Genomic DNA, 22,751 nt, shown 5'->3' with positions numbered 1-22,751 from the left:
AATCCGATGCCAGGTATCTGGCATCGGATTTTCTAAGAACCCCGGCTGTGGTTCAAATGCTTAAGTGAACAGCATTACACCAATCGGTGGGTTTTTTTATACGCGCTGGATCAGAACAAGCGGGTGGACGGCACATCGCCCGCGGTCGGCTGACGCTCGCCGGTCGGGGTCTGTTCGTACCAGCCGCCGCCCAGGGCGCGGTACAAATTGACCTCGCTGCTGAGCTGGGACAGGCGATCGGTGATCAACGACTGTTGCGCGTTGAACAACTGACGCTGAGCGTCGAGGAAGGTCAGGTTGCTGTCGATCCCGATGCGGTAGCGACGCTCGGCCAGACGGTAGTAGTCCTGGTTGGCGTTGACGAAGTCCGTCTGCGCCTTGAGCTGATCGGTGTAGGTCTTGCGCGCGGCCAGACCGTCGGAGACTTCCTGGAACGCCGTCTGAATCGCCTTCTCGTAGTTGGCGACGCCGATGTCTTTCTGGATCTTCGAGTAGTCGAGGCTTGCGCGCAGACTGCCTGCGTTGAAGATCGGCAGATTGATCGTCGGCTCGAACAACCACGTCCCCGAACCGCCCTTGAACAGGCCGCTCAGATCGCCGCTCGCCGTACCGGCGCTGGCCGTGAGGCTGATGCTCGGGAAGAACGCGGCACGTGCGGCGCCGATGTTGGCGTTGGCGGCTTTCAGGCTGTATTCGGCCTGCAGAATGTCCGGACGACGCTGCAGCAATTCCGACGGCAGACCCGCTGGCATCTCGTTGAGCATGTCAGCGCTCAACGGTTTCGAGGCGGGCAGGTTGGCTGGCAGACTGGTGCCCAACAACAGCACCAGGTTGTTTTCGTCCTGGGCGACCAGCCGCTGATACTGAGCCAGCTTGACGCGGGCGCTTTCGACGGAGGTGCGCGACTGCGCCAGGTCCAGCGCCGAGGCCACGCCCACTTCGCTGCTGCGGGAGGTGAGACGCAGGCTTTCTTCGAAGGCGCCCAAGGTGTCCTGGGTCAGCTTCAACAGCTCTTTGTCCGCTTCCCACGTCAGGTAGGCATTGGCAACGTTGGCCACCAGACTGATCTGCGTGCTGCGACGGCCTTCTTCACCGGCGAAGTAGGTTTGCAGCGCCTGCTCACTCAGGCTGCGCACCCGGCCGAACAGGTCCAGCTCATAGGAACTGATGCCCAGACCCACCGAATACTGACTGGTGATATTGGATTCGCCCGTTTGCGACAGGTCACCCGGAACGCGCTGACGCGTGCCGCTGCCCGAGGCTGCGACGGCCGGGAACAGGTCCGCACGTTGAATGCGGTACTGCGCGCGGTAGGCGTCGATGTTCAGCGCGGCGACGCGCAGGTCGCGGTTGTTTTGCAGCGACGTCTGAATCAGCTGCTGCAGCGCCGGGTCATGGAAAAACTGACGCCAGCCCTGTTCGGCTGCGGCTTGATTCGCCGCCTGGGCCGGCGAATACGCCGGACCTTGCGGGAACTGAGCCGGCACCGGTGCGGCGGGCTGCTTGTAATCGGGGATCAACGAGCAGCCGCCGAGAATGAACGCGGTGACCGCCAGCGAGATCAGGGACTTGCTCATTGGCCAGCCTCATCGTGTGGAGTGTGTTTCTGTTTGCCTTTGAACAGCGAGGATATCGAAACGAAGAACAACGGTACCCAGAAGATCGCCAGAATAACCGCGGTGATCATACCGCCGATTACGCCCGTACCGATCGAATGCTGGCTACCGGCACCGGCACCCGAGGAAATCGCCAGCGGGACTACACCGAGGATGAACGCCATGGACGTCATCACGATCGGCCGCAGACGCATCCGGCAGGCTTCGATGGTTGCGTCCACGATGCCCTTGCCCTGCTCATGCAGTTCCTTGGCGAACTCGACGATCAGAATGGCGTTTTTCGCTGCCAGACCTACCGTCACCAAGAGCCCTACCTGGAAGAACACGTCGTTGGACAGGCCGCGCAGGCTCGTTGCAACCAGCGCACCGATCACCCCAAGCGGGATCACCAGCAGCACGGCGATCGGAATCGACCAGCTTTCATACAGCGCCGCCAGACACAGGAACACGATCAGAATGGACAGTGCGTACAGCGCCGGAGCCTGGGAACCGGACAGACGCTCTTCATAGGACAGACCCGTCCACGAGAGACCAACGCCGGCCGGCAATTTCTTCGCCAGTTGCTCGATCTCGGCCATCGCTTCACCGGTGCTGTAACCCGGCGCCGGAGTACCCAGCACTTCCTCGGCCGGCACACCGTTGTAACGGGACAGCTTCGGCGAACCGAATACCCACTCTCCGCTGGCGAACGAGGCAAAAGGGACCATCTCGCCGGCGGTATTGCGCACGTACCACTTCTTCAAGTCCTCCGGCTTCATCCGCGCACTGGCATCGCCCTGCACGTACACCTTCTTGACCCGACCGCGGTCGATGAAGTCGTTGATGTAGCTGCCACCCATCGCGATGGACAGCGTGGTGTTGATGTCCGACAGACTCAGACCCAGTGCCTGCGCGCGCTCGTCATCGATGACCAGTTGATACTGCGGCTCATCGTTCAGACCGTTCGGACGCACGCCCGCCAGAATCTTGCTCTGTGCCGCCATGCCCAGCAGTTGGTTACGCGCTTCCATCAGCTTGGCGTGACCCACGCCGCCCTGATCCTGCAAATACACGTCGAAACCGGTGGCGTTACCCAGTTCCAGTACCGCAGGCGGTACGACCGCGAAGGTCATTGCATCGCGGAAACCGAAGAAGTGCTGCTGCGCCCGTTTGGCCAGCTCGAACACGCTGTTGGAGGCATCACGATCGCCCCACGGTTTCAGCATGATGAACGCCAGACCGGAGCTCTGACCGCGACCGGCAAAGTTGAAGCCGTTAACGGTGAACACCGAATTGACCGCGCCCGATTCTTCTTCCAGCAGATACTTACGCATGTTGTCGATGACGGTCTGCGTACGTTCAGCCGAGGAGCCCGGTGGCGTCTGCACCTGGGCGAAAATAACGCCCTGGTCTTCTTCCGGCAGGAACGCGCTCGGAATGCGGGTGAACATCCAGATGGTGCCGCAGACAATCAGCGCATACACGATAAAGGCCGGAACCTTGTGCTTGAGCATGTTGCCGACGCCACGCTCGTAGCTCACTACGCTGCGGTCGAAGGTACGGTTGAACCAGCCAAAGAATCCACGTTTCGGCTGCCCGTGCTTCTCGTGGTCGATCGGCTTGAGCAGGGTGGAGCACAACGCCGGGGTGAAGATCAGCGCGACCAGTACCGAAAGCGCCATCGCCGAAACGATGGTGATAGAGAACTGCCGGTAGATCACACCCGTGGAGCCGCCGAAGAACGCCATTGGCAACAGAACCGCACACAACACCAGTGCGATACCGACCAGTGCGCCCTGGATCTGCTCCATGGATTTGATCGTGGCGTCCCGCGGCGAAAGTTTGTCCTCCGCCATCACCCGCTCGACGTTTTCCACCACAACGATGGCATCGTCCACCAGCAAGCCGATGGCGAGAATCACCCCGAACATGGTCAGCGTGTTGATGGTGAAGCCAGCCGCCGCGAGGATCCCGAACGTACCCAGCAATACCACCGGCACGGTCATCGTGGTGATGATGGTGGCGCGGAAGTTCTGCAGGAACAGGTACATCACCAGGAACACCAGGATGATCGCTTCACCCAGGGTGTGAACCACACCGGTGATGGATTCCTGAACCACTGGCGTGGTGTCGTACGGGTAAACCACTTTCATGCCAGGCGGAAAGAACGGCTCCAGCTGGGCAATCGTGGCGCGGATCGCCTTGGCGGTGTCCAGCGCGTTGGCACCGGTCGCCAGCTTGATCGCCAGACCGGAGGCCGCCTTGCCGTTGAACTGTGCGTCAATGCTGTAGTTTTCGCCGCCCAGACCGACTTTGGCGACGTCTTTGAGACGAACCTGCGAACCGTCCTGATTGACCTTCAACAGAATGTTGCCGAACTGCTCGGCCGTCTGCAGACGGGTTTTACCGATGATCGTGGCGTTCAGCTGCTGGCCCTTGAGCGCAGGCAAACCGCCGATCTGGCCGGAAGACACCTGTACGTTTTGGGCAGTGATGGCCGTCTTGACGTCGACCGGCGTCAGCTGAAAGTTGTTCAGCTTGGCCGGATCGAGCCAGATACGCATGGCGTACTGGGCACCGAAAACCTGGAAGTCACCCACACCGGAGGTACGGGAAATCGGGTCCTGCATGTTCGACACGATGTAGTTGGACAAGTCTTCCTTGCCCATGCTGCCGTCTTCGGACACCAGACCGACGACCATCAGGAAGTTCTTCACCGCCTTGGTCACGCGGATACCCTGTTGCTGCACCTCTTGGGGCAGTAGCGGGGTGGCCAGGTTGAGCTTGTTCTGCACCTGAACCTGAGCGATGTCGGGGTTGGTCCCCTGGTTGAACGTCGCGGTGATGGTCATGCTGCCGTCGGAGTTACTTTCCGAGGACACATAACGCAGGTTGTCGATACCGTTGAGCTGCTGCTCGATCACCTGAACCACTGTGTCCTGCACGGTTTGCGCGTTCGCGCCCGGGTAGGTCACCTGGATTGCGATGGCCGGTGGGGCAATGGCCGGGTATTGGTTGATCGGTAGCTTGAGGATCGAAAGCGTCCCCACCAGCATGATCACGAGGGCGATTACCCACGCGAAAATTGGCCGGTCGATAAAAAATTTCGACATGAATTACTCCCCTTTGCTGCCTGCGGCTTTATCAGTTGCCGGGGCAGTTGCCGGGTTAGCTGCATTGACGTTGGTGGCTTCGGCCACTTTCACTTCAGCACCTGGCTTGACGTATTGCAGCCCTTCGGTAATCACGCGATCACCTGCGCTCAAGCCTTTTTCTACCAGCCAGTCGCTGCCGATAGTGCGGTTGGCGACCAGGGTCCGGGACTCGACCTTGTTATCGGCATTCACCACCAGTGCGGTCGGGGTGCCTTTCAGGTCGCGGGTGACGCCTTGCTGTGGAACCAGAATCGCATTTTCAGCCACGCCCGATTGCAGTCGTGCGTGCACGAACATGCCTGGCAGCAGCGTGTGATCCGGGTTCGGGAACACGGCGCGCAGCGTCACGGAACCGGTGGTCTGGTCGACCGACACTTCGGAGAATTCGAGCTTGCCTTCAGTTGAATAGAGGCTGCCGTCTTCCAGCACCAGCTTGACCTTGGCGGCGTTGTCGCCGGCTTTCTGCAGCTTGCCGCTTTCCAGCTCGCGACGCAGCTTGAGCATGTCGGCCGAAGACTGAATCACGTCGACGTAGATCGGGTCGAGCTGCTGAATGGTGGCCATCGCATCCGCCTGACCATTGCTGACCAGCGCACCTTCCGTCACCAGCGAACGACCAATGCGGCCGGAAATCGGCGCGTAGACCTTGGTGTAACGCAGGTTGATCTCGGCTGTCTGCACCGCCGCCTTCGCTTCACGGGCCGAACCCACCGCCGTGTCGTATTCCTGACGGCTGACCGCTTGCTCGTTGATCAGCTGCTTGTAGCGGCCAGCGAGGGAGTTGGAGGATTCGTAGGTGGCTTTGGCGCTGTCCAGGGTGGCCTGGTAAATCGCCGGATCGATCTGGTAGAGCTGCTGACCGGCTTTGACGTCTCCACCTTCGGTGAACAGACGCTTGAGGATGATGCCGTTCACTTGCGGACGCACTTCGGCGATCCGGAACGCGGTGGTCCGGCCCGGCAGTTCAGACGTCAGGGTGTAGGCCTGGGTTTTCAGAGTAACGACGCCGACCTGAGGGGGCGGTGGTGCTGCGGCCGCTTCTTCCTTCTTGCTGCATCCGGAGAGCAGCGATGCCAGGGCGACGGCAGTGACCAGAACGGTAACAGCTGGCTTGAATTGCATGAAGATCCTCGGGTCAGGAGCCTGAACTCATGAAAAGTGGAAAGGGGCGGGAAAGGGTTCCTGCTGGATAAGTAGGATGCTAATGAATATACTTACATTCACGGTTGTTTGTAAACACCCAAGAGTGTGACACTCCAGCGCACCGAGGGCATCGATTGTAGATCCGGGACAAGGCATCACAAAGGCCGCCCGACATGCTGTTCAGGCCACTCGACCAGAGCGCCTGACGCATTTTCATAGAGGTTTTTACTGCCATGGTCCGACGCACGAAAGAAGAGGCTCAGGAAACCCGCAGGCAGATTCTGGAAGCTGCCGAGCAGGCTTTCTATGATCGAGGGGTTTCCCGCACGACGCTCGCCGACATTGCGGCCCTGGCTGGCGTGACCCGTGGCGCGATCTATTGGCATTTCAGCAACAAGGCCGATCTGGTCCAGGCGATGCTCGACAGCCTGCACGAGCCCCTCGAGGAAATGGCAAGAGCGAGTGAGAGCGAAGATGAGGTTGATCCACTGGGATGGACGCGCAAGCTTCTCATTCATTTGTTTCAACAAGTTGCCAGCGATCCTAAAACCCGCCGCATCAATGAAATCCTGTTTCATAAATTCGAATTTACCGACGAAATGTGTGACATGCGGCAACAACGGCAGTTTGTCTGGCTTGACGCCAACGAGCGGATCGCACTGGCACTCAGTAACGCCTCCCGGCAAGGCCAGCTCCCCGCTGACATCAATCCGCAACGCGCGGCGATCTGCCTGCACGCCTATATACACGGCATTCTCGGCCAGTGGCTGCTGGTGCCGGAAAGCTTCTCGCTGCAGGATGATGCGGAGCGATTGGTCGATGGCATTCTCGACATGCTCCGCTTCAGCCCGGCGTTGCGCGACCCGGTGTCTCCCGCTTTCTCAGTCAGCTGACCTGCCAGCACCGGGCCGGTCCCTGGGAAAACGGCGCTGTGTGGCGGTTGGCCTGTATCTATACCGCGCCTGACCTTCGCTGAACAGGCGGTTTACCCTCGCTTTACCCAGCGATTACGGTGATTCAGCCCTCATTCAGGCAGGGTGCCCATTGAAGTGCCGAATGCTGCCCTATTGCAATCTGGCGTCTACGCTCCCCCCATAACCAATAAGAGTGGGGGCGAGGCGATGGCAGTCGTATCAAAAAACGCATGCAGAACACTTCTGGTTGGTGCGCTTGCCGCCCTGAGCATCGGACACGGGTGGGCAGCGGGCGACGAAGTCCAGGAAGCGGAAGCCGCCAAGGGGCTGCTGGAAAAAGCCGTGGCCCGTTACCGCGTCCAGGGTGACAAGGCGCTCGCCGAATTCAGCCGTCAGGGCGAGTTCGTCGATGGCGAGCGTTATGTCTTCGTCACCGATACCAAGGGGATCATGCTTGCAAGTGGTGGGCCATCGGTGGCGCTGATCGGCCGTGACGTATCGTCGGTGCTCGATCCTGAGCTGCGGAAAAACCTCAAGCAGGTGCTGCAAACCCCGGAAAGCGCCGGCATTCAGCAGGCCGAGTATCGCTGGCAGAACTGGCGCGACGGTAAGGTCGAGCGCAAGCGCGTGTATTTTCAGCGCATCGGCGATCGGGTTCTGGCCGTCGGTTACTACCTGCCGCGCGCTTCGCCGGAGCAGGCGAGGGCGTTGCTCGACAAGGCGTCCAAGGCGCTGGAACAGGATAAGGACGGCACCCTTCGCGCCATCAACGACCTCAAGGGCGGATTTCTGCAAGATGATCTGTACGTCTTCGTGGTGAACGTCGACACCAAACGCTATGTCGCACACGGCACCAACCTGCGGCTGGTGAATACCGACTTCAGCAAGGTCAAGGACCCTGAGGGCAAGCCGGTCGGCATTCCGATGCTCGAGCTCGTCAAGAAACAGTCTGAAGGCGAATACGAATACCGCTGGCGCAACCCGGTCACCAGCAAAATCGAGCACAAGCACGCCTACGTGCGCAAGGTCGGTGCATTCCTGGTGGCGGTGGGTTATTACAGCGGCTGATCGCCCTGACAGGTTCGTTTAGCGGTCCTTGTCGTCCCGCCCGCGCAGCAGGTTGTTGGGCATCGCCAGTGCAGCAGACAAACCCAGCAGCGACACGGCTGCGCTGGTGATCAACAGGTGCTGAAAGGTCATCGACAGCTGCCCGCGCAGCAATTCAAGCGCGGGACCTTTGGCGGCGTGCAGACTGTCCATCAGCACATTGCCCGAACCTTCGCCCGGGATCGAACTGCCGCCGACCTTGGCAATCCCTGAACCGGCGAGCATCGCCAGCAGCAGTGCTGACATCGTTGCGACACCGACTGCACCGCCCAATGACCGAAACAGGTTGGTCGTACTGGTTGCCACGCCCATGTCTTTAACCTCCACCGAGTTCTGCGTGCCCACCAGCGAGGTCGGAAACTGCATGCCGCTGGCGATGCCGGTGAGGACCATGAACAGGCTCGTCAGAAGGGCCGACTGCGGCGGCGTGAAGGCGATACCGAGGATTGCCAGCGGCATCAACGCCGCGCCGGTGAGGATGATCGGTTTGTAGCGGCCCGTCAGCGAAGTGCGGCGGCCACCAAAGTACGCGCCGATAGGCATGCCGATCGCCAGTGGCATCAGGTGCAACGCCGCGCTGTCGGCCCCCGCACCGGTGACGGTCTGAAAGCGCAACGGCAGCAGCACGATGAGCGAAATGGCCTGAAAGCTGGTGAAGAAAATCGTGCACCAGCAGAGCACCGCGCTGCGGTTGGCGAACAGGTGCATGGGCAGCAGAGGCTCGCGGGTGCGCCGCTCATACAGCACAAAAATCAGCAGTGCGAGCAGCGCCACCGACAGTTGCAGGACCACCGACTCGTCGCGCCAGCTGCGACCCTGGCCGATTTCGGTAATGCCCAGCAGCAACGACGTCAGGCCGATGATCATGAGCACCGTGCCCAGGTAGTCGATCACCGGTTTGCGTTGGGGGATCGGCAGGCCCACCAGCGTTTTGCGCGCCACCCACCAGGCCGCCAGCCCCAGCGGGAGATTGATAATGAACACCCAACGCCACGACAGGTACTCGGTCATGAAGCCGCCGAGCACCGGCCCGGCGACGCTCGCCGCGGCGTACATGCCGCTGAAGTAACCCTGATAGCGGCCGCGCTCCCGGGGCGGAACGATGTCGCCGATGATCGCCTGGCTCACGGACACCATGCCGCCGGCGCCGATGCCTTGCAGCACTCGCGCCAGCACCAGTTGCTCCATGCTCTGGGCCATGGCGCAGAACAGCGAGGCGAGGGTAAAGGTCGCCAGCCCGAACAGCATCAAGCGGCGCCGGCCATATAAATCCCCCAGCTTGCCGTAAATCGGCACGGCCACGGTGAGCGCGACCATGTAGGCCGAGATCACCCAGGCGAGCAGGTCGAAATCCTGGAATTGGGCGGAGATGGCCGGCATTGAGACCGCGACGATGGTCTGATCCAGCGCGCTGAGAAACACGGCCATCATCAGCGCAAACAGAATGCTGCGGATGTCCGGACGGGGTTGATTAAGGCTCGTCACAGATGAGACTCGACTGGCAGATTGACCCGCTGAACATCCGCAGGAATTTGCGCCAAGTCTAGTCCGTTAGCTTGCTAATCGATAGCAGGCTGTGGGGATTTTCGCAGTACGTTGACCCGCGTAACGTCGACCGGCAGTTGCCATCATCGAAGGGCGCTGAACGTCGCATCAGTGGGCATGCAATGCCCCATCGTGCAGACCACCGCCACGCGGGGCGTCTGCCGCATTTGTTCGATTCGGTAAGCACCTGCGGCGTACAGGCTCAACACGGCAGTAACGGCGACGACATAAACGCACTGTCTTTTTATTGTGGTTCTCATGACATTTGCCTCGATCCGGTAGGACATCTGTTTCAGAGCGGACACTGTCAGTGTAGGTCGCTATCGGCGAGTGGACCGGGCGATGGGGATTGAATGTTTTTATCAGGCGGGCCGTTGGTGAAGAGCAAGCATTGCGCCGCTCAGCCGATGCGCCGCTCAGCCGCCTGCAGCGACAGCCAGTCCAGCAGATCCTGCAGTGGGGAAGGAACGCTGGCGCCTTTGGGGTGCACGAAGTAATACGCCGCGCCGGTCCGGACTTTTAGTTCGAACGGCATGACCAGGCGCCCCGCGCTCAGGTCTTCGCCGATCAGCGACCAGTCGCCAATGGCAACCCCCGTCCCTTGTGAGGCGACCGTCATCGCCAGGTCCATCGTGTCGAAGTGCTGACCGTGCTCGACATGGCTCAGCTCCGCTCCGGCGGCCTTCAGCCACAGCGTCCAGTCACGCTCGTCGAGGGTGGGGTGCAGGAGCATGTGCCGTTCCAGATCGGCGGCGCGGGCGAGGGGATTGCTGGACGCCAGGGACGGCGAGCACACCGGCGTCAGTTGTTCGTCTAACAGGTGCTGCACGTGACTGGAATCAACCGGTTTCGCGCCGAACACCACGGCGGCATCGAAATCCTCACGCCTAAAATCCACCGTGTGCGCGCTCGTCGTGGTCAGTTGCACCGGCACATCAGGCCGTTCTTTCTGCCACTGCATCAGGCGCGGTAACAACCAGCGGCTGATGCAGGTCGGTGCCTTGATTTGCAGCGCCCTCGGTCTGGCATCGACTTGATCCACCGCCGCCTCGATCAGGCTGAACACTTGCTCAATGCGCGGCAGCAGCTCGCGGCCCTGGGCGGTCAGGCTCAAGCCACGGGCCTGACGATTGAACAGGCGATAGCCCAAGTGAGCTTCCAGCCCGGCGATCTGCCGGCTGACGGCGCCCTGGGTGAGGTGCAGCGCCTCCGCAGCCCGGGTGAAATTGCAGCACTTCGCCGTGATCAGGAACGTATGCAGCGCGGGCAGGGGAGGAAGGCGTTTCATCGGCAGGTTAGCCATGAGCTGAGGACATGGCTAAGCATGACATTTTATGCGTTGTGGTCGATACGGCCCGCAGCTTCAATAGTCGCCTACTGAGCCTGGCAAATTGCAGGCGCGTCGGGCAAGACTTCACAAAAGGGGCAGGCACATGGCGACGTGCGGGGAAGTGCTGGTCAGGTTGCTGGAAGGTTACGGGGTCGAGCGGGTGTTCGGCATTCCGGGCGTGCACACGGTCGAGCTTTACCGGGGTCTGGCGGGGTCGTCGATCAGACACATCACCCCGCGTCATGAGCAGGGCGCAGGCTTCATGGCCGACGGTTATGCGCGCACCCGGGGCAAGCCCGGCGTCTGCTTCATCATCACCGGCCCCGGCATGACCAACATCACCACTGCGATCGGCCAGGCCTATGGGGACTCGATCCCGATGCTGGTGATTTCCAGCGTGCAGTCGCGCAGTCAGTTGGGCGGCGGTCGCGGCAAGCTGCATGAACTGCCGTCCCAGAGTGCGCTGGTCGCGGGCGTCGCGGCGTTTTCTCATACGCTGATGTCAGCGGCCGAGTTGCCGTCGGTGCTGGCCCGGGCGTTTGCGGTGTTTCAAGCAGCGCGGCCGCGTCCGGTGCATATTGAGATTCCGCTGGATGTGCTGGTGGAAAATGCCGACGCCCTGCTGCACAGCCAGGCGGTATCGGTGACCCGCGCGGGGCCGGCACCCGCTGCGATCCGGCACATGGCGAGTCTGCTCGCCACCGCGCAACGGCCGTTGATTCTCGCGGGAGGCGGCGCCATTGACGCCGCCCCGGCATTGACGCGTCTGGCCGAACGACTCGGCGCGCCGGTCGCGCTGACCATCAACGCCAAAGGCATGCTGCCGGGCGCTCACCCGCTGCTGATAGGTTCGACGCAGTCCCTCGATGCCACCCGTGAGGTCATTGAAAACGCCGACGTGGTGCTGGCCATCGGTACTGAACTGGCCGAGACGGATTACGACATTACCTTTCAGGGCCACTTCAAGATTCCGGGCGCGTTGCTGCGCATCGACATCGACCCCGATCAGACTGTGCGCAACTTTCCGCCAACGGTTGCGCTGGTCTCCGACGCTCAACACGCCGCTGAAGCCTTGGTGGACGCGCTGGTCGGCGAAGTGCTGGCGCCACGCAGCCAAGACTGGGGCGCTGCGCGGGTTGCGGCGCTGAGGACGAGCCTTGAGGCGGGCTGGGACGATGCCACCCGTGGGCAGACGCTGTTCTTGCAAACGGTGCTTGAAGTATTGCCAGAGGCCGTGATCGTGGGCGACTCCACCCAACCCGTCTACACCGGCAACCTGACCCTGGACCTCGACAAGCCTCGCCGCTGGTTCAATTCCTCCACCGGTTACGGAACTCTGGGCTACGCCTTGCCCGCCGCCGTGGGGGCGTGGCTGGGCAGTCGCGACGCCGGAGAGTCCAATCCTGTCGTGTGCCTGATTGGCGACGGCGGCCTGCAGTTCACCTTGTCCGAACTGGCGAGTGCGGTGGAAGCGCGAACGCCCATCGTGGTGCTGCTGTGGAATAACCAGGGCTATGAAGAGATCAAGAAGTACATGGTCAACCGCGCCATCGAGCCCATCGGTGTCGACATCTACACGCCCGATTTCATCGGCGTCGCCACAGCACTGGGATGCGCCGCGGAGGCGGTTGGCAGCGTTGAGCAACTGACCACGGCCCTCAACTCAGCCAGCCAGCGTGACGGCCCGACGTTGATCGAGATCGACCAGAAGCGCTGGATGAGCAGCATCGGCTGACGTCTTACTTCGACTGAGCGGCGCGTTCAAACCGTGCTGCGCAGGCGCGCCAGGTCCCGCAGTGGTGGCGCGCCGAACAGGCGGCTGTATTCGCGGCTGAACTGCGAGGCGCTTTCATAGCCGACCCGGTAACCGGCGGCGGACGCTTCCAGGCCGTCCGCCAGCATCAACCGTCGGGCCTCCTGCAGACGCAGTTGCTTCTGGTATTGCAGCGGGCTCATGGCGGTGACGGACTTGAAACGGTGGTGCAGCGTCGAGACGCTCAGGTTCACCTCTCTCGCCAGATCTTCAATGCGCAGCGGCTCCTGGAAATGGTCGTTGAGCCACTTGATCGCCTGGGTGACGCGATGGGTCTGGCAGTTGGAGATGGCGATTTCATACAGCCGATGCCCTTCGCTCCCACGCAGGAGTCGATAAAGGATCTCCCGATTGATCAGCGGGGCGAGCATGGGAATGTCTTTTGGCGTGTCCAGCAGACGGATCAGGCGGATGACAGCGTCGAGCAGCTGAGCGTCGATCCGCTCGACGTACATGCCGCGCCCGCTGTGACGCGTCGGTACGCTCATCGGCCCTGCTTCGGCGATCAGCGCGTTGATTTCCACCGGATCGATTTCCAGGCGCAAGGCCAGATGCGGCTCTTCCGGGGTCGCGTAAATCACCTTGCCGCTGATGGGCAGCGCCACTGACAGCACCAGGTAGTTGAGCGGGTCGTAGGTGTACAGCTCGCCGCCCAGCGTCACGTCCTTGCGGCCCTGAGCCATGATGCACAGCGCCGGCTGCACCAGCCCCGGCACCGATTGCGACGGGCGATCGTGGCGCACCATGAACAACGGTTTGATCACCGTCTGGAAACTGCCGTCGACGGGGGCATGCCGGCGGATCAGTTCTGCCAGCTCGGCGCGCTGTTGCGTCATCTGCGCGCTCAGCTCGGCAACAGGTCGAGCATCCGGAGCGGACGGCGCAAAAGCGGATAACGACATGGGGAGTTCCTCTGACAGGGCGTTGATGCAGCACAGCTTATTTTTGGGCAAGCGCAAGCGTTAGGCGAATCCTGCCGAATGCTTGCCTGATTCTGTTGCCGATGTGTTGCGTTACCGTGAACGGGCCCTGTTCGCCCGGGATCGTTGCTCGAAAGTCCACAGGCATCACGCGACCCAGCGACGAGAGCGGCCGTCACTATGAACCTGCCCGCGCAGAATCAGGCAATAACCGCGCAGTAATTGGCTACCGCAGGGTGCGCGTCTGCCCCTAACCTTCACTTCCCGCCGCCGCCTGTTCCACGGATGCCAGATCCCGAATCGCGGCACGCCTGCTTAAGCCAAGCACGTAAAGAGAAGGAGCGCAGAGCATGCTAAATACGTCAGTCGTGAGCCATTGGGTCTCCGTCCGCGCCCGGCCCGGACACAGTGCGCAGCTGGGCGCCCGCTTGAGCAGCCTGATCAACCCGTCCGCTGCCGCGTCGGGTTGCCTGCACTTCGCGCTGCAGAAATCCATGACCGACGACGACCTCTGGGTCATTACCGGCTCCTGGGCCGACCCCTCCGCAATGAACGACTGGTTCGGCGCGCCTGAGCTCAACCTGTTTTCCGAACTGGTGACCGAGTTGCTGGTGGCGAGCCTCGACTTTCAAACCTTCGCCACGGTATCGACGGCTCAGGCACAGACGGTTGATGTCCCTATAGGTGCTCGCCTGGTGGGCTAACTGGTTTCGGTAGCCGATAAGGCCTGCGAAGAAAACCTTTCAGGTGTTCGAACGCCTGCGTTTAAAATCCTGCCTTCATTTTTCCAGGCAGGACGTCGGACCATGGCACGCAAAGAATTCCAGCATCACGAGGCCGTTTCGGCAGCGGTCCCCGGTGACGACGGCTACAGTGCCGCGATCGCCGTCAAGGCTCGGGTCATGGGCGGGGCGCCAACCTTTCATCGCGTCCTCGCCGAACAGAAATTCCCCACCGCGCTCGCCGCTGACGACGCCGCCGTAAAAGAGCTGGAGCGGCTCGCCGACGTCACCCAAGAGGGCGAACTGGTGTTCGCCCAGGATTGATCAGACGTTCGGCCGGTACATCTTGAACAGCGACTCTGCGCTCAGCTGGAAATAGTCAGCCGGGCCGCCGCCGCGCAGGATGGGCTCGCCGGCTGCGGTGTCATACACACCTTCCTTCAGCAGCCGCTTGGCGATATGCACCGCCACCACTTCCCCCAGAATCAGCCAGCTCGGCACCACTTCCTTGTCGGCGCGTTGCAGCTGGATGATCTGCGTGACTTTGCATTCGAACGAAACCGGCGTCTCTTTGACCCTCGGCACGGCAACGATGCGCGACGGTTCTGCGGTAAGGCCCGCCAGCTCGAACTCACTCACGTCTGCCGGCACTGCCGCGCAACTCATGTTCATCTGCTCGGCCAGGCTGCGCGTGGCGAGGTTCCAGACGAACTCGCCGGTCTGTTCGATGTTGTTCAGGCTGTCTTTGCGGCCGATGCTGCAGAACCCGATGATGGGCGGTACATAGTTGAAGGCGTTGAAGAAGCTGTAGGGCGCCAGGTTCAGCTTGCCCTCTGCGTCCTGGGACGAGATCCAGCCGATCGGACGTGGGCCCACGATAGCGTTGAACGGGTCGTGGGGCAGTCCATGACCTTTGGACGGTTCGTAGAAATGAATATCGTCTGACATGGTGTGTTCCTGAATGTGGGGGTGCGGGCGTGCCGGCCACGGTGAGTGCGTTCACGGAATGCAGGCCGACATAGTGCAAGGCATTGGATGAGGATTCCAGCGACCTCCGAACCCCGCGCAAAAAAAAAGCCCGACAAGTGTCGGGCTACAAAGGGAGTTCAGGAGGTGGAACATGAAGCGGTCAACATGAAGCGGTGGGCATGGTGCGGATAACGCTTAGCTGGCGCGATTGGCACCGACGCGATCGGCGCCGTCAGCGGCCAGACGGTTTGCACCGATATGGTCAGCGCCATCGGCAGCCTGGCGGTTGTTACCTACGCGGTCAGCGCCGTCGGCGGCGAGGCGATTGGCACCAACGTGATCGGAACCATCGGAAGCCTGACGATACGAACCGGTGTGCGACGCATTGGTGTGGGAAGAACCGCCTTCTGCGACAACAGTGCCGTTAAATGCAGAGTGCTGTTCGGAAACAGGCAGAGCGAATGCGCTCGATGCCAGAATGGACAGACTAATACCAAAAATAATATTCGACGTTTTCATGAGTGTTGCTCCAGTAAGTTCAATAATGTTTTCAACTTGGGAATGGAGCCAATGTTACGCGCGTGCCGATTAAGTTGAAGTTAACGCTGTTGCTATCGACCATCGCTAAAAATGATAGTGGGCTGGAGCGCCCGGTTTTAAAGCGTCGGCGAGACATTTGCGCTGGAATGGAGCAATTTTCACCGGCGAAGGCGAATTTGCCTGTTGACTCGGGTGGCTGTTATTTGGTAGGTCGGTGCGCAGCGGGGAGGGGATCGGGCATGCCAGCTAAAGAAAACGAGATGGATACGCGATTCGCTGTCGACCCACATCTGTCAGGAGACCAGTCAAATCGGGGGGGGGCAGTCTTCCACGTGCGGGAAAAATTAAGCCCGGCATAAAGCCGGGCTGGGAGAACGACAGGGCGAATCAGCTCAGGCGATTTGCACCAACATGGTCCGAGCCGTCAGCTGCCTGGCGATTGGCACCGACACGATCAGCGCCGTCAGCAGCGAGGCGGTTGGCACCAACGTGATCCGAACCATCAGCGGCCTGGCAGTTGTTACCCACACGGTCAGCGCCGTCAGCAGCGAGGCGGTTGGCACCAACGTGATCCGAACCATCAGCGGCCTGGCGGTTGTTACCTACACGGTCAGCGCCGTCAGAAGCGAGGCGGTTGGCACCTACATGGTCCGAACCGTCAGCAGCGACACGACCAATATTAGTGTGGGACGAGCCGTTTTCTGCAACGACCGCAGTATTAACTGCGTGCTGGGCATCAACAACGGGAAGTGCAAATGCGCTGCTGGCAAGAAGGGAGAAAGCGAGGCCGAAGATCAGTTTGTTAGTTTTCATGGTAGTTGCTCCAGATCGATTTAATGAGTGGGTAACTCGGTATGGAGTGAACTTTACTCGCCTCAACATTATTAAAAAGTCAATCGCATTAGTAGCGATCATCGCTGAAATTGATACTGCGAAAAGCGATCGTTATTCATGCACTTAGCGGCTTCTGCGAATGCAAAAGGGCAGCTCATGTGCGTGAGCTGCCCTCGTTTTGCTGCCTTTAAGCGCTGGTCGAAGCGGCTAGCCAGCGCCGTTTCAGGTCAGTCAGTCTCGATCCGCGAATGCTTGCGGGTGTCTTTCATGAACACATACACCAGCAGCGACACTGCGATGCAGGCGGTGACGTACCAGTAGTAGCCGGTTTCCATGCCAATGCTCTTGAACCACAGCGCGATGTATTCGGCTGTGCCGCCGAAGATCGACACCGTCAGTGCGTACGGCAGGCCGACGCCCAGGGCGCGGATCTCGGTCGGGAACAGTTCGGCTTTCACCACGGCGTTGATCGACGTGTAGCCGCTGACGATGATCAGCGCGGCCATGATCAGGAAGAACGCGCCCCACCAGCTCTGGATGGTGTGCAGGGTGGTGAGGATCGGCACGGTACACAAGGTGCCCAGCACGCCGAAGGCGATCAGGATCGGGCGGCGACCAATCTTGTCAGACAGCGCGCCGATCACCGGTTGCAACAGCATGAACAGGAACAGCGTAGCGGCGGAAATCGTCGTCGAATCGGTGATGCTCATGCCCACCGTGTTCACCAGGTATTTCTGCATGTAGGTGGTGTAGGTGTAGAACGCCAGTGTGCCGCCCATGGTCAGGCCGACGACGGTCATCAGCTCCTTGGGATGGCGCATCAGGGTGCGCATGAGGCTTTCTTTGGGTTTGTCCTTCTTGCGGTTGAACGACTCGGTTTCTTCCATCCCGCGACGCAGGAACAGCGCCACCACCGCGCACAATGCACCAATGGCGAACGGGATGCGCCAGCCCCATGCGTGCAGCTGTTCAGTGGTCAGCGTCTGTTGCAGCACAATCAGCACCGCCAGCGCGATGAGCTGGCCGGAGATCAGCGTCACGTACTGGAAGCTGGAGAAAAAGCCCCGGCGTTCTTTGGTCGCCATCTCGCTGAGGTACGTCGCCGAGGTGCCGTACTCGCCACCTACCGACAGGCCTTGTAGCAGGCGGGCGAACACCAGCATGATCGGGGCGCCAACGCCGATGGTTTCATAGCCAGGGGTGAGGGCGATGATCAGCGAACCGAAACACATCAGCAGCACCGACGCCATCAGCGCGGCCTTGCGGCCTTTGCGGTCTGCGTAGAGGCCCATGAGCCAGCCGCCGATGGGGCGCATCAGGAAGCCCACGGCAAAGATCGCGGCGGTGTTGAGCAATTGGGCGGTGGTGTCGCCCTTGGGGAAGAAGACTTTGGCGAAGTAGAGGGAGAAGGCGGCGTAGACGTACCAGTCGTACCACTCGACCATGTTGCCGACCGAACCGCTGAAAATGGATTTCAGGCGACTTCCGGTGGTTTTTTCGGCGGCTGGCGTGGCAGCCGTTCCGTGGGAGGCAGAATTGGGGATGGCCATGGGATTTCCTGCAAGTCATTGTTGTTAGAAGGAACGCATCGAGGCGGTCTGACGACAGTGATAGCAGGAGCTGTGCCAAAGGCTGAAAGGCCCGTAGTAGAGGGGTTGTCGCGGTCAGGGTAAGCGGAAATCCGCTTGATGTCTGAAACCCATGAGCGAAAATCCGCTCATTCCCCGATCTGACAGGATCGAAGTTTCTTCCCGGCTGAAGCCGGTCACACGGAATCACCGCATGCTCTTGTAGGACTGGCTTTAGCCGGGAATGCGTCGGGTGTCGCGCCGCGGAATCGAGGGTGATTTTGCTGGCCTCTTCCCGGCTGAAGCCGGTCCCACGGGATCGCCGTACGCGCTTGTGGGACTGGTTTTAGCCGGGAATGCGTCGGGTGTCGCGCGGCGGAATCGTGGGTGATCTTGCTGGCCTCTTCCCGGCTGAAGCCGGTCCCACGGAATCGCCGCGTGCTCATGTAGGACTGGCTTTAGCCGGGAATGCGTCGTGTGTCGCGCCGCGGAATCGAGGGTGATCTCGCGGGCCTCTTCCCGGCTGAAGCCGGTCCCACGGGATCACCGCATGCGCTTTGTAGGACTGGCTTTAGCCGGGAATGCGTCGTGTGTCGCGCCGCGGAATCGAGGGTGATCTTGCTGGCCTCTTCCCTGCTGAAGCCGGTCCCACGGGATCACCGCATGCTCATGTAGGACTGGCTTTAGCCGGGAATGCGTCTGGTGTCACGCCGCAGAATCGTGGGTGATCTTGCTGGCCTCTTCCCGGCTGAAGCCGGTCCCACGGGATCACAGCGTGCGCTTTGTAGGACTGGCTTTAGCCGGGAATGCGTCGGGTGTCGCGCGGCGGAATCGTGGGTGATTTTGCTGGCCTCTTCCCGGCTGAAGCCGGTCCCACGGAATCGCCGCGTGCGCTTTGTGGGACTGGCTTTAGCCGGGAATGCGTCGTGTGTCACGCCGCAGAATCGTGGGTGATCTTGCTGGCCTCGTCCCGGCTGAAGCCGGTCCCACGGGATCACCGCGTGCGCTTTGTAGGACTGGCTTTAGCCGGGAATGCGTCTGGTGTCGCGCCGCGGAATCGTGGGTGACCTTGCTGGCCTCTTCCCGGCTGAAGCCGGTCCCACGGGATCACCGCATGCTCATGTAGGACTGGCTTTAGCCGGGAATGCGTCGGGTGTCGCGCGGCGGAATCGTGGGTGATCTCGCGGGCCTCTTCCCGGCTGAAGCCGGTCCCACGGAATCACCGTGTGCGCTTTGTGGGACTGGCTTTAGCCGGGAATGCGTCGGGTGTCGCGCGGCGGAATCGTGGGTGACCTTGCTGGCCTCTTCCCGGCTGAAGCCGGTCCCACGGGATCACCGCGTGCGCTTTGTGGGACTGGCTTTAGCCGGGAAGGCGTCGGGTGTCACGCCGCGAAATTGATGGTGTTCACGCTGGCCTCTTCCCGGCTGAAGCCGGTCCTACGGACCCCCCGCGGTCATCCTGTAGGACTGTCTCCCGCTAGAAAGTCCTCGCGCACCAGTCCGTGTCGCTGCATTTTTTCATTCAGCGTACGGCGGGGCAGTTGCAGTTCGTGCATGACCGCTTTGATGTCGCCCCTATGCCGTCGCAACGCCGAGCGAATGCAGTGCGCTTCGAACGCTTCCTGCTGCGCCACCAGCGATTGCCCCATCGGGTTCTCTTGCGCAGCGGGACCGTCCAGCCCCAGCACCTGGCGCTCGGCCGCGTTCGCCAACTCGCGCACGTTCCCTGGCCAGTCGTGGCTGAGCAGATGGCTCAGTTGTTCCCCGCTCAATACCGGCGCGTCGCGGCCGAGGCGCTCCGCCGCAGTCCGCGAGAAATGGCTGAACAGCATCGGGATGTCTTCTCGCCGCTCGCGCAACGGCGGCAGGCGCAATTCCGCGATGTTCAGCCGATAGGCCAGGTCTTCGCGGAAACGCCCGGCCCTGGCTTCGTCCAGCAGATCGGGCTTGGTCGCGGCAATGATGCGCACATCAATGTCGATGCTCTGGTTCGAACCCAGTCGCTCGATCCGCCGCTCCTGGATCACCCGCAGCAGCTTGACCTGCTGCGCCAGCGGCATGCTTTCGATTTCGTCGAGGAAGACCGTGCCGCCGTGGGCGTACTCCAGTTTTCCGATCCGCTTGCCCTGGGCGCCGGTGAACGCGCCGCTTTCGTGGCCGAACAGCTCGGCTTCGAACAACTGCTCCGGGATCGCCGCGCAGTTGACCGCAACGAACGGCTTGTCTGCCCGCGGACCGAAGTCATGGAGGCAACGCGCGACCATTTCCTTGCCACTGCCGGTCTCGCCGCGAATCAGCACATTGACCGGCAGTTGCGAGAGGTCCAGGACCTGCCGCCGCAATGTCTGCATCGCCGGCGACATCCCCAGCAGCGTGGCATCGAGCCGCGAGCGGTTATCCGCCCGTTCATGCAGCGCGCGGTTTTCCAGCACCAGCGCGCGTTTCTCCAGTGCCCGCCGCAGGCTTCCGAGCAGGGTTTCAGGGGTGAACGGCTTTTCGAGAAAGTCATAGGCGCCGTCGCGCATGGCGTCCACGGCCATTGGCACGTCGCCGTGGCCAGTCAGCAAGATCACCGGCAGATCGCGATCCCGCCGTTGCAACTCGGCCAGCAACTGCAAGCCATCCATGCCGGGCATGCGCACATCGCTGAGGATCACGCCGGGAAAGTGCTCGGGCACTTGCGCCAGGCATTCCTCGGCACGGCTGAACAGACGCACCTCGAACCCGGACAGCGTGAGCCATTGCTCCACCGCTTCCCGGATGGGCGCCTCGTCATCCACCACGATTACCGCGTTCAGCATGGGGCGTCGGCCTCCGGGGCCTGGGGCAGACAGAAGAAAAACCGCGCGCCGTTATTAATGTTTTCGGCGCTGAGCCGGCCGCCCAGTTCATGCACGATGGCGAACGAAACCGCGAGCCCCAGCCCCAGGCCATCGCCCACCGGTTTGGTGGTGAAAAACGGATCGAATACGTTAGCCAAGTGTTCTTCGGCAATCCCGCCGCCACTGTCGATGACGGAAACGCACCAGTGCTCGCCCTGTGCATCGATGCGGATTTCCAGACGCCTGAGCGGTTTATCGCCCATCGCGTCCAAGGCGTTGCGCATCAGATTGATCAGCACCTGTTCCAGCCGAATCGCGTCACCGCGCACCCAGGCCGGACGCGTGAGGTCGAGCACGCAGCTGACGCGCTCTTCGCGAATCCGCGCATCCAGCAACAGCAGCGCCTGATCGACCACGGTGGCCAGATCAAGGCGCTCGCGCAGGCCGCTGGGGCTTTTACGGGCGAAGGTTTTCAGGTGGCCGGTGAGCGCGGCCATGCGCGTCAGCTGCTGATCCAGCAGGCTCAACGCCTTGTACGCATCGTCGACACGGCCATGCTCCAGCAACAAACGCAGGGTCGCGAGCTGCATGCGCTGCGCCGTCAGAGGCTGGTTGATTTCGTGGGCGAGGGCGGCGGACATCTGGCCGAGCGCCGCCAGCTTGGTCGACTGCACCAGACCGTCTTGCGCGGTGTGCAGGTCGCGCGTGCGCTCTTCCACCAGACGCTCAAGCTCTTCGCGACTGCGCTGGCGCACCCGGGCAAGGCGCCAGCGTTGATACAAAAACAGCCCGAGGAACACCAGGGTCAGCCAGATGCCTGCCGCCGCCAGACCTGCATTGCGCGCGTCTTCGCTGGCGGGCTGCGGTTTACGCAGCAGGTGCAGCGTCCAGCCCTCGGTCGGCAGCGGCATCGACTGCCACAAGAAATCCGCCTGCTCGTTGGGGGCGTCAACGCGGCTGAGGTGGCTATTTTCGCCGAACGCAAGCAGCGGCTCCTGATGCAAGGGCGTCAACGGTTGCTTGTCGTACTGACGCGTGCTCGCCAGTTCGGCGCGCTCTTGCTCGTTCAGCGGTCGCAGGGCCCGATAGCGCCAGCCCGGCTGATTGGCAATGAAGACGATGCCCTTGGCGTCACTGACCAGCAGCAGGTCATCGTTTTGCGCCCAGGTGTGTTCCAGGTCCGGAAACTCGAGCTTGACCACCATGGCACCGATGAACTGCCCGGCCTCGTCACGCACCGCGTTCGACAGGAAGTAACCCGGGATGCCGCTGGTCACGCCGACGGCATAAAAGCGCCCGACGCCGTTGGCGCGGGTTTGCGTGAAGTAGGGGCGGAAGCCGTAGTTGTGACCCACATAGCTGCTCGGCAGACGCCAGTTGCTCGCGCCGACGGCAAGGCCGTTGCGGTCGAGCAGTTCGAGGGTGGAGGACTGGGCAGCGCCGTTGATCTGCTCCAGTTTGAGATTGAGCGCCTGGGTGGTGTCGGCGCTGACCGGGCCGCTCAGCGCCGCCCGCAGTTGCGGATCAAGGGCCAGAACGGCCGGCAGTGCCCGATAGCGTTCGATCAGGGTTTGCAGCGTATTGGCGTAGAGCGCCAGACGGTCCCTGGAACGTTCGGCATCGTCTTCCAGGGCATGCCGCTGAGCCTGATGCATCGCCAGCGTCGCCGCGATGGCGGCACCGGCGAGGATCAGCAACACGTAGAGCACAAGGCGGACGGAACGGGGCATGGGCATGACCTCCTTTCAGTGGCTGGCGCATTCGCCCCGGATTC

General features: G+C 61.6%; 17 protein-coding genes. 5 read left to right on the top strand and 12 right to left on the bottom strand.

Going from position 1 to position 22,751, the window contains the following annotated elements; genetic code table 11:
* Nucleotides 1–110: 110 nt before the first annotated feature.
* Genes IFT99_RS22620 through IFT99_RS22610 form a run of 3 tightly spaced genes read right to left on the bottom strand, consistent with a single transcriptional unit; the run spans nt 111 to nt 5,872 of the window.
* The gene (locus IFT99_RS22620; RefSeq protein ID WP_065992285.1) at nt 111–1,577 is read right to left on the bottom strand and encodes an AdeC/AdeK/OprM family multidrug efflux complex outer membrane factor; all 1,467 of its coding nucleotides are present in this window, start codon (nt 1,575–1,577) and stop codon (nt 111–113) included.
* Complete coding sequence (locus IFT99_RS22615) at nt 1,574–4,708, bottom strand: efflux RND transporter permease subunit (RefSeq protein ID WP_065992286.1); 3,135 nt, start codon at nt 4,706–4,708, stop codon at nt 1,574–1,576. Before IFT99_RS22615 ends, IFT99_RS22620 begins: the two co-directional genes overlap by 4 nt.
* A 3-nt stretch (nt 4,709–4,711) precedes the next feature.
* Nucleotides 4,712–5,872, bottom strand: coding sequence for an efflux RND transporter periplasmic adaptor subunit (locus tag IFT99_RS22610; RefSeq protein ID WP_192135287.1), 1,161 nt, complete (start codon nt 5,870–5,872; stop codon nt 4,712–4,714).
* A gap of 254 nt (nt 5,873–6,126) precedes the next feature.
* Here IFT99_RS22610 and IFT99_RS22605 point away from each other — a divergent pair, with 254 nt between their 5' ends.
* Nucleotides 6,127–6,786: a TetR family transcriptional regulator gene (locus tag IFT99_RS22605; RefSeq protein WP_192135285.1), complete on the top strand. Its 660-nt coding sequence runs from the start codon at nt 6,127–6,129 to the stop codon at nt 6,784–6,786.
* 228 nt (nt 6,787–7,014) lie between these two features.
* Complete coding sequence (locus IFT99_RS22600) at nt 7,015–7,875, top strand: cache domain-containing protein (RefSeq protein WP_192135283.1); 861 nt, start codon at nt 7,015–7,017, stop codon at nt 7,873–7,875.
* A gap of 18 nt (nt 7,876–7,893) precedes the next feature.
* Here the strand turns inward: IFT99_RS22600 and IFT99_RS22595 are convergent, their stop codons facing one another.
* Entirely contained in the window at nt 7,894–9,399 is a 1,506-nt protein-coding gene (locus tag IFT99_RS22595) for a DHA2 family efflux MFS transporter permease subunit (RefSeq protein WP_192135281.1), read from the bottom strand.
* A 460-nt stretch (nt 9,400–9,859) separates the two neighbouring features.
* On the bottom strand, nt 9,860–10,747 hold the full coding sequence (locus IFT99_RS22590; RefSeq protein WP_065992296.1) for a LysR substrate-binding domain-containing protein: 888 nt from the start codon (nt 10,745–10,747) through the stop codon (nt 9,860–9,862).
* Nucleotides 10,748–10,892: 145 nt separating this feature from the next.
* Here IFT99_RS22590 and IFT99_RS22585 point away from each other — a divergent pair, with 145 nt between their 5' ends.
* The gene (locus IFT99_RS22585; RefSeq protein WP_192135280.1) at nt 10,893–12,524 is read left to right on the top strand and encodes a 5-guanidino-2-oxopentanoate decarboxylase; all 1,632 of its coding nucleotides are present in this window, start codon (nt 10,893–10,895) and stop codon (nt 12,522–12,524) included.
* A gap of 26 nt (nt 12,525–12,550) precedes the next feature.
* On the opposite strand, the gene IFT99_RS22580 is transcribed toward IFT99_RS22585, so the two are convergent.
* Nucleotides 12,551–13,504: an AraC family transcriptional regulator gene (locus IFT99_RS22580; RefSeq protein WP_192135278.1), complete on the bottom strand. Its 954-nt coding sequence runs from the start codon at nt 13,502–13,504 to the stop codon at nt 12,551–12,553.
* A 368-nt stretch (nt 13,505–13,872) separates the two neighbouring features.
* Here IFT99_RS22580 and IFT99_RS22575 point away from each other — a divergent pair, with 368 nt between their 5' ends.
* Together IFT99_RS22575 and IFT99_RS22570 are read left to right on the top strand one after the other, a co-directional pair.
* Nucleotides 13,873–14,226: an antibiotic biosynthesis monooxygenase family protein gene (locus tag IFT99_RS22575; RefSeq protein ID WP_192135276.1), complete on the top strand. Its 354-nt coding sequence runs from the start codon at nt 13,873–13,875 to the stop codon at nt 14,224–14,226.
* Nucleotides 14,227–14,328: 102 nt separating this feature from the next.
* The gene (locus IFT99_RS22570; RefSeq protein ID WP_065992300.1) at nt 14,329–14,568 is read left to right on the top strand and encodes a hypothetical protein; all 240 of its coding nucleotides are present in this window, start codon (nt 14,329–14,331) and stop codon (nt 14,566–14,568) included.
* Here IFT99_RS22570 and IFT99_RS22565 read toward each other — a convergent pair whose 3' ends face one another.
* The 6 genes from IFT99_RS22565 to IFT99_RS22540 all read right to left on the bottom strand — a co-directional run bounded on the left by IFT99_RS22565 (nt 14,569) and on the right by IFT99_RS22540 (nt 22,713).
* Nucleotides 14,569–15,192, bottom strand: coding sequence for a flavin reductase family protein (locus IFT99_RS22565; RefSeq protein WP_065992302.1), 624 nt, complete (start codon nt 15,190–15,192; stop codon nt 14,569–14,571). It lies immediately after the preceding gene.
* A 216-nt stretch (nt 15,193–15,408) separates the two neighbouring features.
* The gene (locus tag IFT99_RS22560) at nt 15,409–15,732 is read right to left on the bottom strand and encodes a hypothetical protein (protein WP_065992303.1); all 324 of its coding nucleotides are present in this window, start codon (nt 15,730–15,732) and stop codon (nt 15,409–15,411) included.
* Nucleotides 15,733–16,140: 408 nt separating this feature from the next.
* Nucleotides 16,141–16,566, bottom strand: coding sequence for a hypothetical protein (locus IFT99_RS22555; protein WP_192135274.1), 426 nt, complete (start codon nt 16,564–16,566; stop codon nt 16,141–16,143).
* 248 nt (nt 16,567–16,814) lie between these two features.
* On the bottom strand, nt 16,815–18,137 hold the full coding sequence (locus IFT99_RS22550) for an MFS transporter (protein ID WP_065992311.1): 1,323 nt from the start codon (nt 18,135–18,137) through the stop codon (nt 16,815–16,817).
* Between the two features lie 1,472 nt (nt 18,138–19,609).
* Nucleotides 19,610–20,956: a sigma-54-dependent transcriptional regulator gene (locus IFT99_RS22545; protein ID WP_192135272.1), complete on the bottom strand. Its 1,347-nt coding sequence runs from the start codon at nt 20,954–20,956 to the stop codon at nt 19,610–19,612.
* Nucleotides 20,950–22,713 (bottom strand): sensor histidine kinase, encoded by a 1,764-nt coding sequence (locus IFT99_RS22540; RefSeq protein WP_192135270.1) that lies wholly within the window; start codon nt 22,711–22,713, stop codon nt 20,950–20,952. The genes IFT99_RS22545 and IFT99_RS22540 overlap by 7 nt, the downstream gene beginning before the upstream one ends.
* Nucleotides 22,714–22,751 lie beyond the last annotated feature (38 nt).

Source organism: Pseudomonas sp. CFBP 8772 (assembly GCF_014841665.1).
GTDB classification, from domain to species: Bacteria; Pseudomonadota; Gammaproteobacteria; order Pseudomonadales; family Pseudomonadaceae; genus Aquipseudomonas; species Aquipseudomonas graminis_B.
The sequence above is the reverse complement of the archived record's forward strand: the minus strand, read 5'-3'. Positions and strand labels throughout refer to the sequence as shown.

Coding starts and splice junctions, on each gene's coding strand:
- IFT99_RS22585 (WP_192135280.1), top strand. CDS start 10,893: ATGGCGACGTGCGGGGAAGTGCTGGTCAGGTTGCTGGAAGGTTACGGG.
- IFT99_RS22570 (WP_065992300.1), top strand. CDS start 14,329: ATGGCACGCAAAGAATTCCAGCATCACGAGGCCGTTTCGGCAGCGGTC.
- IFT99_RS22600 (WP_192135283.1), top strand. CDS start 7,015: ATGGCAGTCGTATCAAAAAACGCATGCAGAACACTTCTGGTTGGTGCG.
- IFT99_RS22590 (WP_065992296.1), bottom strand. CDS start 10,747: ATGAAACGCCTTCCTCCCCTGCCCGCGCTGCATACGTTCCTGATCACG.
- IFT99_RS22545 (WP_192135272.1), bottom strand. CDS start 20,956: ATGCTGAACGCGGTAATCGTGGTGGATGACGAGGCGCCCATCCGGGAA.
- IFT99_RS22555 (WP_192135274.1), bottom strand. CDS start 16,566: ATGAAAACTAACAAACTGATCTTCGGCCTCGCTTTCTCCCTTCTTGCC.
- IFT99_RS22540 (WP_192135270.1), bottom strand. CDS start 22,713: ATGCCCATGCCCCGTTCCGTCCGCCTTGTGCTCTACGTGTTGCTGATC.
- IFT99_RS22620 (WP_065992285.1), bottom strand. CDS start 1,577: ATGAGCAAGTCCCTGATCTCGCTGGCGGTCACCGCGTTCATTCTCGGC.
- IFT99_RS22580 (WP_192135278.1), bottom strand. CDS start 13,504: ATGTCGTTATCCGCTTTTGCGCCGTCCGCTCCGGATGCTCGACCTGTT.
- IFT99_RS22615 (WP_065992286.1), bottom strand. CDS start 4,708: ATGTCGAAATTTTTTATCGACCGGCCAATTTTCGCGTGGGTAATCGCC.
- IFT99_RS22565 (WP_065992302.1), bottom strand. CDS start 15,192: ATGTCAGACGATATTCATTTCTACGAACCGTCCAAAGGTCATGGACTG.
- IFT99_RS22575 (WP_192135276.1), top strand. CDS start 13,873: ATGCTAAATACGTCAGTCGTGAGCCATTGGGTCTCCGTCCGCGCCCGG.
- IFT99_RS22550 (WP_065992311.1), bottom strand. CDS start 18,137: ATGGCCATCCCCAATTCTGCCTCCCACGGAACGGCTGCCACGCCAGCC.
- IFT99_RS22605 (WP_192135285.1), top strand. CDS start 6,127: ATGGTCCGACGCACGAAAGAAGAGGCTCAGGAAACCCGCAGGCAGATT.
- IFT99_RS22610 (WP_192135287.1), bottom strand. CDS start 5,872: ATGCAATTCAAGCCAGCTGTTACCGTTCTGGTCACTGCCGTCGCCCTG.
- IFT99_RS22560 (WP_065992303.1), bottom strand. CDS start 15,732: ATGAAAACGTCGAATATTATTTTTGGTATTAGTCTGTCCATTCTGGCA.